This window comes from Leifsonia sp. Root1293, from assembly GCF_001425325.1.
Taxonomy (GTDB): Bacteria; Actinomycetota; Actinomycetes; order Actinomycetales; family Microbacteriaceae; genus Orlajensenia.
The window spans coordinates 1,974,972-1,987,901 of sequence record NZ_LMEH01000001.1; the positions used below are offsets into that span (position 1 = coordinate 1,974,972).

Genomic DNA, 12,930 nt, shown 5'->3' on the forward strand with positions numbered 1-12,930 from the left:
GAGGCCCCCAGGGCGGTCAGGTGGGCGCTGAGCGCCTGTCGCTCGCCTTCGGCGAGACGAGCCCGCCCACCCCGTATGCGCGCATGAGAAAGGGCCCCGACCGAAGCCGGGGCCCTTCCTTCAGTGCTGACGCCTAGTTGATGCGCGAGTACTTGTTGTCGGCTCCGTACTCGTAGACACCGATGGTGGCTTCGGTCGGGTCGCCGTTCTCGTCGAACGTGACGGGTCCGGAGGCTCCGTCGTAGTCGATCTGCTTGCCCTCGGCGAGGAGCTTGGCGCCCTCTTCGAAGGTGGTGACCTTGGTGCCGTCGCCGGTACCGCCCGAGACCTGCTGGAGGTACTTGGCGATCTCAGTGCCGTCGGTGCTGTTGGCCGCGTAGGCCGCCAGAGCGATGAGGACGGCGGCGTCGTACGACTCGGGTCCGTAGCTGAAGTCGGTCAGGGCCGGGTCTGCGGTGAGCAGGCGCTCCCTGAAGTCGTCCTCGAGCTTGGGGCCGGGGAGCGTACCCTTCGATCCGGCGATGAGGCCGGGAGCGAAGTCGGCGCTGTAGTCGGCGAGGTTTCCATCGACGAAGTACAGCTTGTCACCGGGGTAACCGGATCCGACGAGAGCAGGCACGACGACCTTGGCCTCGTCGAACGTGATGACGGCAACGGCGTCGGGCTTCGCGGCGGAGATCGCCGAGAGCTGGGCGTCGAAGTTGGAGTCACCGGTGTTGAACTGCTGCTCGACGACGACCTCGCCGCCGGCGGCCTCGAAGGCCTCCTTGGTGGCAGCGGCCAGGCCGGTGCCGTAGGGGTCGTTCAGCACGAGGAGACCGAGGGTGGAGTTGCCGTCCTCGGCGATCTGCGTGCCGAGAACCTCGCCCTGGAGCAGGTCGGAGGGAGCCGTGCGGAAGTACAGGCCCTTGTCCTCGTAGGTGGTGAAGTCAGGCGACGTGTTGGCCGGCGAGAACTGCACGACACCGGCGCCGGTGATCTGGTCGATGACAGTGAAGGAGACACCCGAGGATGCCGCACCCACGATGGCCGAGACGTCCTGCGAGAGGAGGTCGGTCACCGACACGGTGGCGGTGTCTGTGGTGGTGTCACCCGAGTCACGGTAGATGACCTCGAGGTTGAGCCCCGATGCTGCATCGTTGACCTCGGTCGCACCGAGCGCGACGCCGGCTTCCTCGGGCGGGCCGAGGAAGGCGAGGGTGCCGGACTGCGGCAGGATCGTACCGATCTTCAGATCGAGGGCACGGTCACCGGCCTTGATGGGCAGGGCGTCGCCGGCCGAGGCCGTCTCGGAAGCGGACGGGCTGGCCGCCTCGCCGCCACCACTGCTGCACGCGGTCAGTAGGAGAGCGCTGACGCCGACGAGGGCGGCTCCGCTCAATACTGCCCGGGCAGAGCGCGAGGCCTTGGCCTTCGCGAATACGCTCATGTTGCTCCTTGGGACTTAGGAATGTGTACACAGATGGCAGTCCGGAAGACTGCCGTGGTGCCACAGTATTGGGCGATCATGGGCCGGACAAGCCAACTTGGTCACAGTGCGGTAAAACCGTTCAAATTGTTACATCCCGGCAAACTGACGGGCCTGAAACAACGGAATCTGTACTACGGGCACATTCCAGCGACGTTTTCACGCGTCGGATGCCGCCCCCGCGAGCTACTTCTTCTTGGCCTTCGTGGGACTCGGCTCGGGTTCGGGAGTGGCCTGCGCGAGGCCACCGGTTCCCGTGACCCCCGCGTAGACGATGGAGGCGTCGTCGGCGAGCGCCGCGGCGCATTCACCGAAGCTGACGCACGAGAAGCCGCCGCTCGAGACCGCCGTGATCGCCTCGGCGACCGCGCTTCCGGAATCGTTGTCCGCCTCTGTCGCGGCCAGGGCCACCCGCATCGTGGTGTCATAGGCCTCCGGACCGCCCCAGAGCGATATCGCTCCGGGATCGGCGGACTTCAGCCTGGCCGAGAACGACTTGTCCGGCTTCCAGCCCGCCGGGCCGATGCGCACGACAGTCGTGGTACCGCTGACGGCGGTGATCTCCTCGGGGATGTCGCCCACCGCCGCCCAGAGCACCACGTCGATGCTGCGATCGGCGAGCTCCTTCACGATGTCGGCGGCACCCGTCGACGTCGAGCGGTGCACGACGACGACGGGAGCTCCGAGCACTCCGCCCTGTTCGTCGAGCTCGCGCACGGCCAGCTCGACTCCGGCGACCTGCGCCTGGGAGACGTCTGCAGGCTTGCCTGCCATGTCGAGAACCGTCATCAGGCGCAGCGATCCGTCGCCGGGGATGACGGGCGCCGGGGTCTGGGTGGCAGTCGGCGTCGGCTTCGGTTCGCCCTCGGCCGTGCAGCCCGTGAGCAGCAATGCTCCTGCCACGACAGCCGCCAGCGCAACCGAACGGTGGGTCCTCATACGGCGGTTCTCCCCTTCTGCCGGGCGCCAGCCTAGCGGCGGGTCAGACCAATTCGACGGATGCGCGCCGCGCACTGCGCGCCGAGCGCGCCATGTCGATCGTGAGCACCGCGAGGGCGACCCAGACCAGGCTGAACCCGACCCAGCGCTCGGGCGGCATCGCCTCGTGCAGGAGCACCACGCCGACCAGGAACTGGATGAACGGGGCGAAGTACTGGATGAACCCCATGTAGATCAGTGGGAGGCGCCTCGACGCCGCGGCGAAGAAGAGGAGCGGAACGGCCGTGATGACACCCGCCGCCGCGAGCAGGACCGTGTGCCAGACGCTGATCGTGCCGAGCGTGATGCCTCCGGTCGCGCCGACGACGATGAGGGCGACGATGGCGACAGGCGTGAGCCATGCCGTCTCGAGCGTGAGACCGGAGACCGCATCGACCTGACCGCCGACGCGCTTCTTGATCAACCCGTAGAAGCCGAACGAGAACGCCAGCGCCAGCGCGATCCACGGGAAGCTGCCGTGCCCGAACGCGAGCACGAGCACTGCGGCGATGCTGATGCCCACGGCAGCCCACTGCATCGGGCGCAGCCGCTCCCTCAGCACGATGACGCCGAGGAACACGGTGACGATCGGGTTGATGAAGTAGCCCAGCGCCGCCTCGACGACCTGACCGGTCATGGCCGCAAAGACGTAGACCGTCCAGTTCACCAGGATCAGAACACCAGCGAGAGCCATGGTCAGCGAGATGCGCGGCTGCCGCGCCAGCGCGACGAACCCGCGCCACGCCTTCGTGACGGTCAGGAGGATGGCGCAGAACACCAGGGAGAAGAGGATGCGCCAGGAGACGATCTCCGGAGCACCGGCCGGAGCGAGGGCGATGAAGTAGATCGGGAGGAAGCCCCAGAGCACGTAGGCGGAGATCGCGTAGATCAGGCCCGTTCTCCCGACACTGTCGGTCGGCGACGCCAGAGGGGTCTTCGAGGATTCCTGGGTCACAGCCACTCGTCCGAGCTTACGCCGCGTCGGGGCGGCGACGTCCCGGCCCGACTGCCAACGCGGCGCGACATCCTGCCTCGGCTCGGTCATTTTCGGCAGGGGAACGACGAAGGGTCCGGATGCCGTCGGCATCCGGACCCTTCACTCGATGGGGTGCGACTAGCGCACGACCACAGCGAGGACGTCGCGAGCGGAGAGGACCAGGAAGTCCTCGCCCGAGAACTTGACCTCGGTTCCGCCGTACTTGGAGTAGATGACCTTGTCGCCGACGGCGATGTCGAGGGGCACGCGGTTGCCGTTGTCGTCGATGCGACCGGGGCCCACGGCCACGACCTCGCCCTCCTGGGGCTTCTCCTTGGCGGTGTCGGGGATGACGAGACCCGACGCCGTGGTCTGCTCTGCCTCGACCTGCTTGATGACGATGCGATCCTCGAGCGGCTTGATGGAGACCGACACGGTTGACCTCTTTCTGTAACGAAGACTGGTTAGCACACTCGATATGAGAGTGCTAAGACGAGTTTAGGGCGCGATTGGCACTCATGCAACGTGAGTGCCAACGATGACGTTCTGCGCCGCGGGCCGTGGGTTAGCGTTGGGGGCATGGATCGCTCAGAGCTCGTCGACCTTCTGACGCCCGAGGGTTTCCGGCTCCTCGACTCCCTCCCCGCCTGGGACGCGAAGACCGACGTCGTCCGCCTGGTCAGCGGACTGCGTGCGCAGGGTCACCCGGCCGGACTGGTCGCGAGTGTGCTGAGCCAGTCACGGCTGCGCGCCAAGGCCGAGGGGAAGTTCGGTGAGTTCGCCTCGCGCATGCTGTTCACCGACGACGGCCTCGAGCAGGCGACGCGACTGTCGGTGGCCGCTCTGCACGCCGGCCGCTACAGCGCGGCCGGCATCACCAGGGTGGCCGACCTCGGGTGCGGAATCGGCGGCGACGCCCTGGCGATGTCCGCCCTCGAGCTGGAGGTCACCGCTGCCGACGCCGACGAGGTCACAGCTGCGATCGCCAGCTACAACCTCGCACCGTTCCCGACGGCTTCGGTGCTGAATGCCCGCGCCGAAGACGTCGACCTGGCGGATGTCGGCGGGGTCTACCTCGACCCGGCACGGCGCACGGCCGGACACTCCGAGACCGAACGGCTGACCCACGCCGGCGACTACTCGCCGTCGCTCGATTTCGCCTTCGGGCTGGGTGAGCGGATGCCGACAGGCGTGAAGCTGGGCCCCGGCTTCGATCGCTCCCTCATCCCGGCGGATGCCGAGGCCCAGTGGGTGTCGGTCGACGGGCAGCTCGTGGAGATGGGCCTCTGGTTCGGCGCGTTGGCTCGGCCCGGCATCCGTCGGTCGGCACTGCTGCTCGGGCGGGCGGGCACCGCTGAGCTCAGCGCAGACGCCGACAGCCCCGACGTCGAGGTTCGCGCGCTGGGCGAGTACCTGTACGAGCCTGACGGCGCCGTCATCCGGGCCAGGCTCATCGGCGACCTGGCCCGCGAGATCGACGCGGGCATGCTGAGCGAGTCGATCGCGTACCTCACGTCCGACGTCGCCCGGGAGACCCCGTTCGCTACGGCGTTCCGGGTGCTCGATGTGCTGCCGACAGACGAGAAGAAGCTGAAGGCCGCCCTGCGCGAGCGCGGGGTCGGAACGCTCGAGATCAAGAAGCGCGGCATCGACGTCGATCCGGCTCAGCTGCGCAAGCGCCTGCAGCTGAAGGGGTCGGCATCCGCCACCATCGTGCTCGCCCGGCAGGCCGGCAGGCACGTGACGCTCCTCGTCGAGAGGGTCTGACGTCTCGTCGAGAGGACATGACGCGTCCGAGGGCGTGACGATGCTGCCCCGTGCCGCAGAGCGGTTCAGGGCGCTGGGGCGATCCTGACGACCACGAGCACCCAGATCGCGGCGACGACGATGCCGGCGATCCCTGTTGCGATGCCGACGATCCGATTGGTTCTGCTGTACGAATCGTGGGGCCGCGCGGCGATGCCTGCGATCACGGCGACGATGGAAGCGATCGCACCCCACGGCAGGAACAGGCAGACGATCAGGCCGCCGACCCCGAGCCAGCTGGAGAGGCTGGCGGCAGCACTGGGCGGCTCCGGAATCAGCGCCGCCTCGGACTGGCTCATCGTTCCTCCTGTCGCCGTGGAGAGACAGGGGGCGGATGGCCGATCACGGCCATCCGCCCCCGCCTACGGCGTTCTCTAGTACGTGGTGTAGCCCGAGTCGCCGATGGACGCGAAGACCGCGATCCAGAAGATGAGCGAGATCAGGCCGATGACGACGCCGAGGAAGCCCAGGATGATTCCGGTGAGCCACATGCCCTTCGCCGCCGGCTCCTTCTTCTTGCCGAGGAAGCCGAGCACGATCGCCGCAGCGGGGATCAGCATCTGCAGGATGCCACCGGCGATGGGGATCCACACGACGACCAGCGACCCGGCGACGCCGACGATTCCGGCGATCAACGCGATGAGGCTGAGGACCGGTGTCGATGACGGTGTGCCCGGAGCGTACGCGGAGCCATAGGCCTGGGGCGCAGGCGGCTGGGTGCCGTACGCGGATGGGGCGCCGTAGGCCGGCGGCGGCGTTGGCGCAGCTCCGTAGGCCGGGGGTGCCGGGGGCGCAGGAGGGCCGGCCGGAGGAGCCGGAGGACCGGCGGGTGGTGCCGGCGGTGCCGCAGGAGCAGGAGGCGCTACGGGCGGTGCTTCTGGGGCATCGGGAACCGATGGCTCGTCAGCGACCGTCGGCTCGCCCGCGTCAGTCGCGGCCGCGGGCTCGGCAGCCTCGGTCGACGGAACGACCGGGTCGACGCCGTCGATCGGCTGCTCGGGCTCGTCGGGTCGCGCTGGTGTCGTGGGATCGCTCATGGTGATTGCCTGCTTTCGTTCAGTACTGGTCGCCGTTGGACGCGGCGAAGAAGATCAACGGGATGAGGACGGCGAAGAAGAGGATGATGCCGGCGACGATGCCCAGGTATCCGAGGATGAGGCCGGCGATGGCGAAGCCGCGACCCTGCTCACCGGTCTTCTTGACCTGGTTCAATCCGATGTGGCCGAGCACGACGCCCACGACGCTGATGCCCAGCACCGACAGGATGAACGAGACGATCGACAGCACGTTCCACTTCGGCTGCACCGGGTACGGCTGCCCGTACGCCGGCTGCTGCGCGTAGCTCGGAGCCTGTGCCGGAGCCGGAGGCGGAGCGTAGGCCGGCGGTTCAGCGGACGCGGCGGGCTGGGAAGCCGGCGGAACCGTTGCACCACCCGCCTCATCTGCAGGTGGCTGGTTGACGTCGGTCATCGGTCCCCTTCCGGCCGCGGATTCGCACGTCTCATCACCCTACTCCGCCTGATCAGGGGCGGAAAGGGCGACGCGCGACTATGACGGCGACGAGGACACCGCGACGATCGGACGCGACCCGGAAGGAATCCGGCCGCTCAGCGCACCTGGATGTCGGTGACCGGCAGGGTGGAGTCGGCACCGAAATCGGGACCGGACGGATCATGTCCGTGCATCACCAGCTGCGCCCCGAGCGCTGCGATCATGGCGCCGTTGTCGGTGCAGAGCGACAGCGGTGGGATGCGGAGTGCGATGCCAGCCGCGGCCGTGCGCTCCTCGGCGAGAGAACGGACCCTGGCGTTCGCGACCACACCGCCGCCCAGCAGCAGCCTCGGCACCCCGAGGTCGGTGCACGCGGCGATCGCCTTGCCGATGAGCACGTCGGCGACGGCCTCGCGGAAGCTGGCGGCGACGTCGTTGACGGGCACATCCTCTCCGGCGTCCTGCTTCTTCTCGACCCAGCGCGCCACCGAGGTCTTCAGGCCCGAGAAGCTGAAGTCGTAGCGGTGGGCGGCCATGTCCTTCGGCAGGGTGAGACCACGGGGGAAACGGATGGCCTTCGGGTCGCCCAGGGCGGCCAGTCTGTCGATGTGCGGACCGCCCGGATAGGGCAGGCCGAGAATGCGCGCCACCTTGTCGAACGCCTCGCCCGCCGCATCGTCGATGGTCTCGCCGAGCAGTTCGACGTCGGAGACCAGGTCGCGCACGAGCAGCAGCGAGGTGTGTCCGCCGGAGACGAGCAGGGCGATGGTGGGGTATTCGAGGTGGCCGTCGTCGCCGAGCACGTCGACGCCGACATGGCCGACGAGATGGTTGACGGCGTAGAGCGGCTTGTCCAGGGCGAGGGCGAGCGCCTTGGCCGAACCGACACCGACCATGAGGGCGCCGGAAAGGCCGGGGCCGCTGGTGACGGCGATGGCGTCGAGGTCTTCGAGGCTCACGCCGGCCTCGGCGAGGGCTGCACCGATCATGGGCGTCATCGATTCGAGATGCGCTCTCGCCGCGACCTCGGGAACCACTCCGCCGTAGCGCGCGTGCTCGTCCATGGACGATGCGATGGCGTTGGCGAGCAGGGTGCGCCCGCGCACGATGCCGACGCCGGTCTCATCGCAGGAGGTCTCGATGCCGAGCACCAGCGGATCCTCGCGGTTCATCGGGCCTCCCCCGGCTGGATGGTCTCGATGCCGACGGCCAGCGTCGTCCTGGCCGGCTGAACGCTGAGGCGCATGACGATCGCATCGACTCCGTCGGGCTGGTAGTACGTGGGCCGCACGGCGATCTCGACGAATCCCAACGTGTCGTAGAGAGCCTGGGCGACCGGGTTGTCCGCCCGCACCTCGAGGAAGACCTCCGTCACGCCGCGCCCGCGTGCCTCGTCGATGAGGCGTTCCATGAGGGCGCGTCCGAGGCGTTGTCCGCGGAACTCGGGGACCACGGCGATCGTCTGGATGTCGGCATCCGTTCCTCCGCGGGGCGCCAGAAGCCCGGCGTAGCCGACGATGTGCTCGCGCTCGTCGGGCGGGAACGCGACGAGGTAGTAGGTGTGCTCGCTGGCGAGGTCGGCGCGCATCGTCGACGACGACCAGGCATCGGTCGTGAAGGTACTGGTCTCGATGGCCATGATGGCGTCGAGGTCGGCGACGCCGGCGCGCCGGAGTTGGAACGTCATCGCGTCACCCGCTTCGGACCGTTCGACGGGGTGACGTCGGGCGAGCGCAGGTAGAGGGGCTCGTCGGCGGCGAACGGCTTCCCCGCCGCGAAGGAGAGTTCGGCCACCATTCCGAGGCCACCGGCGGGAATCGTTGCGGCGTCGACGCGGGTCAGCTCCGCGAAGGGAACGGCATCCGGCTTCGCGAGGGCGGGTCCGTCGATGCGCTGCGGCAGCCCGTCGGCGTCGGGGCCGGAGTACGCCGACCAGAACACCTCCCGGCGACGGGCATCCGTCACCACGAGAAGGCCCCCGGTGGCGCCCGACGCATAGTGCTGCCAGGCGACGGCATCGTGGCTGGCGATCGGCACCAGGGGTCGTCCCAAGGCGAAGGCGAAGGTGCGCGCGGCGCTGATGCCGACGCGCAGCCCGGTGAAGGGGCCCGGGCCCATGCCGCTCACGACCCCGGACAGTTGACGGGGCCGGATGCCGGCCTCGGCGAGGGCGGCCGTGATGAGAGAGCCGATCACCTCGGCGTGGCGCATGGTGTCTGCGACGTCGACCTGACTCAGGATGCCGCCGTCCCGATCGACCACGGCGACACTCGTGCCTGCGGAGGTATCGATGGCGAGCAGCACCCGTCCAGCCTACTTCGCCTCGGGCGCCGACCCCTCGGCGTACGCGGTTCCCGCCCAGCGCGGGCCGACGCCGCGGATGGTGACGGTGCGGGGCTCATCGGCGCCCAGCTCCGAGGCGTCCGCCGGGTCGCTGTCTGCAGCATCGTCGGTTCCGCCCTCGCCGGTGCCGTCGGCAGCGGAACCCGCGCCGGTCGGGCGCTCGATCTCGAGCTCGAGCCAGGACTCGGCGACGCCGTCGAGGAGTCCGGCTCCCCATTCGACGACGACGACGGACCGGGCGTAGTCGATGTCGAGGTCGTCGAGTTCCAGGGCGCTCTGCAGCCTGTAGGCGTCGACGTGCACGAGCGGCGGTCCATCGCCGAGGCTGGGATGGGTGCGTGCCAGCACGAAGGTGGGGCTCGCCACCCGACCGCGAACATCCAGCCCGGCTCCGATGCCGCGCGTGAGAGTCGTCTTGCCGGCACCGAGGGGGCCGCTGAGCACCAGGAGGTCGCCCGCGCGCAGCTCGGCTGCGAGGGTGCGGCCGAGGGCCGTCATCCCGTCGGCCTCGGCGATGGTGAGTCTCTGCACGGCGCTACTCCACGTAGTGACGGTGCACCCTGTGGCCGATGCGCGTCACGATCTCGTAGTTGATGGTTCCCGCGGCCGCCGCCCAGTCATCGGCAGAGGGCGCACCCGTCGCCGGGTCACCGAAGACGACCACGGGATCCCCGACGGCGACGTCGACGTCGCCGACGTCGACGATGAACTGGTCCATCGCGATGCGCCCGACGACAGGATGCCGCTCCCCCGCGATCCACACCTCCGCGCGCCCCGATGCCTGCCGCGGGATGCCTTCGGCGTAGCCGAGCGGGACGAGCACCAGGGTCGTGTCCCGTGACGCCCGCCACTGGTAATCGTACGACGCCCCTGTTCCGGCTGCGACCCGGCGCACATTGGCGACCCGGCCCCGCAGCGTCATGGCCGGAACCAGTGCGATCTCGGGTGCACTGTCACTCCACGGCGAGAGCCCGTAGATCCCGATGCCCAGTCGCACCATCGTGTAGCGACTCTCGGGGTGGGTGATGGCCGCGGCAGTCGACGCCAAGTGCAGGAGCTCGGGCGCGACTCCACGACGCGCCGCCGTGGCGATCGCCGCCTCGAACCGCTCGCGCTGAGCTGCGTCGTCCTCTGGCGAGGCGTTCGACAGGTGGCTGAACAGCCCTTCGACGATGAGGTCGCCCGACTCCTGGAGGGAGGCGACAGCCTCGACGGCGGCGACCCAGTCGTCCTCGGCGATGCCGTTGCGGCTGAGCCCGGTGTCGACCTTGAGGTGCACCCGCGCCGGAGCGCCCGCCCGGCGGGCGGCATCCGTCACGGCATCCACCTGGCCGAGCGTCGAGACGCCGATCGAGATGCCGCGTGCCACGGCCTGATAGAAGTCGGCGTCCGGGTCGTGCAGCCACGCGAGTACCGGACCGTCGATGCCGGCATCGCGCAGGGCGACGGCTTCGGTGATGTCGGCGACGCCCAGCCAGTCCGCGCCTCCGGCGAGCGCCGCCCGGGCGACGGGCACCGCTCCGTGGCCGTAGGCATTCGCCTTGACGACGGCCATGACGTGCGGTGTGCCGACATGGGCGACGAGGGCTGCGACGTTCGACCTGATGGCACCGAGGTCGACGGATGCCTCACGGAAGACGAGCTGCTCGTTCATGACGCATCCCTCTCCATCACGACGAAGGCCGTTGCGATGCCGGCGTCGTGGCTCATCGACACGTGCACGCGAGCGACACCCTGCGCTGCCGCGGCCGCCGCGACGGTTCCCGAGAGGGCGAACTCCGGATCTCCGTGCTCATTCGCCTCGATGACCATGTCGTGCCAACGCAGGCCGCCCGGCCCGCCGAGAGCCTTGATGAGGGCTTCCTTCGCGGCGAACCGTGCAGCCAGGGAGCGCGGATGCCGATCGCGTTCGCTCTCAGCGAACAGACGCTCGACCAACCGCGGGGTGCGTGCGATCGCCCGCTCGAACCGCGCCAGATCGACGACGTCGACTCCGATGCCGGCGATCACGGCTCACTCGACCGTGACGGACTTCGCCAGGTTGCGCGGCTGGTCGACGTCGAGGCCCTTGGCCGTGGCCAGCTCCATCGCGAAGATCTGCAGCGGGACGACGGCGAGGATCGGCTCGAAGAGCGGCGCGGCCAGCGGGATCGGGATGACCTCGTCGGCGAAGGGAAGCACTGCTGCATCGCCCTGCTCGGCGATCGCGATGATGCGAGCACCTCGAGCGCGGATCTCCTGGATGTTCGAGACGACCTTGGCGTGCAGCAGAGCCGAGTGACGCGGGCTCGGCACGATCACGAAGACCGGCTGCCCCGGCTCGATGAGCGCGATCGGGCCGTGCTTCAGCTCACCGGCGGCGAAGCCCTCGGCGTGGATGTAGGCGAGCTCCTTGAGCTTCAGCGCACCCTCGAGGGCGACGGGGAAGCCGACGTGACGGCCGAGGAACAGCACGGCGCGGGTGTCGCTCATCCAGTGGGCGAGCTGGCGGATGATCTCGCCGGTGCCGAGCACCGTCGACAGCTTCTCGGGGATGGCCTCGAGCTCGCCGAGCTCGAATCCGATCTCCTCGGCGGTGAGCGAGGAGCGAACCCTGGCGAGGTGCAGGCCGAAGAGGTACAGGGCGGTGATCTGCGCGACGAAGGCCTTGGTCGATGCGACGGCGACCTCGGGGCCGGCGTGGGTGTAGATGACGGCATCCGACTCGCGCGGGATGGTCGCACCCTGGGTGTTGCAGATCGACAGCGTCTTGGCGCCGCGCTCCCCGGCGAACTTCACGGCCATGAGGGTGTCCATGGTCTCGCCGGACTGCGAGATGGAGATGACCAGCGTGTCGTCGGTGATCACCGGGTCGCGGTAGCGGAACTCGTGGCTGAGCTCCACCTCGACGGGGATGCCGGCCCACTTCTCGATCGCGTACTTGGCGACGATGCCGGCGTAGGCGGCCGTGCCGCAGCCGATGATCGTGATGCGGCGGATGGCGGCGAGGGCGTCGTCGCCGAATGCTGTGAGCTCGGGCACGGCGACGGCTCCGTCGTGAATGCGACCGCGGATGGTGTTGGCGACGGCATCCGGCTGCTCCGAGACCTCCTTGGCCATGAAGCTCGACCAGCCGCCCTTCTCGCTCGCCGATGCGTCCCACGCGACGTCGAACTCCTCGGCTTCGACGACGGCGCCCTCGAAGTCAGTGACGGTGACGCTGTCGGCCGTGATGGCGACGATCTGGTCCTGGCCGATGGCGACGGCACGGCGGGTGTGCTCGACGAAGGCGGCGACATCCGACCCCAGGAAGTTCTCCCCGTCGCCGAGGCCGATCACGAGCGGCGAGTTGCGCCGTGCGCCGATGACCAGGCCGGGCTGGTCCTGGTGCAGGGCGAGCAGGGTGAAAGCGCCCTCGAGGCGCGACACCGTGCGCTGGAAGGCGAGGCGCAGGTCACCGGCGGCGCGGTACTCGCGCCCGAGGAGGACGGCGGCGACCTCGGTGTCGGTCTCGGACTCGAAGGTGTGTCCTTCGGCCAGGAGCTCGTTCTTCAGCTCGGAGAAGTTCTCGATGATGCCGTTGTGGATGAGGGCCAGGCGGCCGTCGTCACCCAGGTGCGGGTGGGCGTTGCGGTCGGTGGGTCCACCGTGGGTCGCCCAGCGCGTGTGGCCGATGCCGGTGCGGCCGTCGTTGATGGGCCGGGCCTCGAGCTCGTCGGTCAGCTTGACCAGCTTGCCCGCCTTCTTGGCGACGCCGAGCCCGCCGTCTTCATCGATGACGGCGACGCCAGCGGAGTCGTACCCCCGATATTCCAGGCGACGAAGCCCTCCGATGAGTACTTCGAGACTCTTGTTCTCGCCGACATATCCCACGATTCCACACATGGGC

15 protein-coding genes are annotated in these 12,930 nt (G+C 69.0%); 1 reads left to right on the top strand and 14 read right to left on the bottom strand.

Going from position 1 to position 12,930, the window contains the following annotated elements:
- Positions 1-133: 133 nt before the first annotated feature.
- The 4 genes from ASC59_RS09310 to groES form a co-directional block, all read right to left on the bottom strand.
- Positions 134-1,429 carry an ABC transporter substrate-binding protein gene (locus ASC59_RS09310; RefSeq protein WP_055821238.1) on the bottom strand — a complete coding sequence of 432 codons (1,296 nt, stop codon included), beginning with the start codon at positions 1,427-1,429 and terminating at the stop codon, positions 134-136.
- A gap of 225 nt (positions 1,430-1,654) precedes the next feature.
- Positions 1,655-2,407, bottom strand: coding sequence for an ABC transporter substrate-binding protein (locus ASC59_RS09315; protein ID WP_157487974.1), 753 nt, complete (start codon positions 2,405-2,407; stop codon positions 1,655-1,657).
- 43 nt (positions 2,408-2,450) lie between these two features.
- Positions 2,451-3,374 carry an EamA family transporter RarD gene (gene rarD, locus ASC59_RS09320; RefSeq protein ID WP_055823113.1) on the bottom strand — a complete coding sequence of 308 codons (924 nt, stop codon included), beginning with the start codon at positions 3,372-3,374 and terminating at the stop codon, positions 2,451-2,453.
- Between the two features lie 186 nt (positions 3,375-3,560).
- Positions 3,561-3,857 carry a co-chaperone GroES gene (gene groES / locus ASC59_RS09325; RefSeq protein WP_055821246.1) on the bottom strand — a complete coding sequence of 99 codons (297 nt, stop codon included), beginning with the start codon at positions 3,855-3,857 and terminating at the stop codon, positions 3,561-3,563.
- Between the two features lie 144 nt (positions 3,858-4,001).
- On the opposite strand from groES, the gene ASC59_RS09330 reads away from it, so the two are divergent.
- Entirely contained in the window at positions 4,002-5,189 is a 1,188-nt protein-coding gene (locus ASC59_RS09330) for a class I SAM-dependent methyltransferase (protein ID WP_055821249.1), read from the top strand.
- Between the two features lie 65 nt (positions 5,190-5,254).
- On the opposite strand, the gene ASC59_RS09335 is transcribed toward ASC59_RS09330, so the two are convergent.
- From ASC59_RS09335 to glmS, 10 genes are all read right to left on the bottom strand, one after another.
- Positions 5,255-5,527, bottom strand: coding sequence for a hypothetical protein (locus ASC59_RS09335; RefSeq protein WP_055821252.1), 273 nt, complete (start codon positions 5,525-5,527; stop codon positions 5,255-5,257).
- A 75-nt stretch (positions 5,528-5,602) separates the two neighbouring features.
- Entirely contained in the window at positions 5,603-6,265 is a 663-nt protein-coding gene (locus tag ASC59_RS17485; protein ID WP_055821254.1) for a hypothetical protein, read from the bottom strand.
- Between the two features lie 19 nt (positions 6,266-6,284).
- The gene (locus ASC59_RS09345) at positions 6,285-6,698 is read right to left on the bottom strand and encodes a DUF4190 domain-containing protein (RefSeq protein WP_082513504.1); all 414 of its coding nucleotides are present in this window, start codon (positions 6,696-6,698) and stop codon (positions 6,285-6,287) included.
- 137 nt (positions 6,699-6,835) lie between these two features.
- The gene (gene tsaD, locus ASC59_RS09350; protein WP_055821257.1) at positions 6,836-7,891 is read right to left on the bottom strand and encodes a tRNA (adenosine(37)-N6)-threonylcarbamoyltransferase complex transferase subunit TsaD; all 1,056 of its coding nucleotides are present in this window, start codon (positions 7,889-7,891) and stop codon (positions 6,836-6,838) included.
- Positions 7,888-8,406, bottom strand: a complete 519-nt coding sequence (rimI, locus tag ASC59_RS09355; protein ID WP_055821260.1) for a ribosomal protein S18-alanine N-acetyltransferase — start codon at positions 8,404-8,406, stop codon at positions 7,888-7,890. The genes tsaD and rimI overlap by 4 nt, the downstream gene beginning before the upstream one ends.
- Positions 8,403-9,023, bottom strand: coding sequence for a tRNA (adenosine(37)-N6)-threonylcarbamoyltransferase complex dimerization subunit type 1 TsaB (gene tsaB / locus ASC59_RS09360; protein ID WP_055821263.1), 621 nt, complete (start codon positions 9,021-9,023; stop codon positions 8,403-8,405). The genes rimI and tsaB overlap by 4 nt, the downstream gene beginning before the upstream one ends.
- 9 nt (positions 9,024-9,032) lie before the next feature.
- Entirely contained in the window at positions 9,033-9,560 is a 528-nt protein-coding gene (gene tsaE, locus ASC59_RS09365) for a tRNA (adenosine(37)-N6)-threonylcarbamoyltransferase complex ATPase subunit type 1 TsaE (protein WP_055823116.1), read from the bottom strand.
- Positions 9,561-9,597: 37 nt separating this feature from the next.
- Positions 9,598-10,716 (bottom strand): alanine racemase, encoded by a 1,119-nt coding sequence (alr, locus tag ASC59_RS09370; protein WP_055821264.1) that lies wholly within the window; start codon positions 10,714-10,716, stop codon positions 9,598-9,600.
- Positions 10,713-11,072: a holo-ACP synthase gene (locus tag ASC59_RS09375; protein ID WP_055821267.1), complete on the bottom strand. Its 360-nt coding sequence runs from the start codon at positions 11,070-11,072 to the stop codon at positions 10,713-10,715. The genes alr and ASC59_RS09375 overlap by 4 nt, the downstream gene beginning before the upstream one ends.
- A 3-nt stretch (positions 11,073-11,075) precedes the next feature.
- Complete coding sequence (glmS, locus tag ASC59_RS09380; protein WP_055821270.1) at positions 11,076-12,926, bottom strand: glutamine--fructose-6-phosphate transaminase (isomerizing); 1,851 nt, start codon at positions 12,924-12,926, stop codon at positions 11,076-11,078.
- Positions 12,927-12,930: the final 4 nt, after the last annotated feature.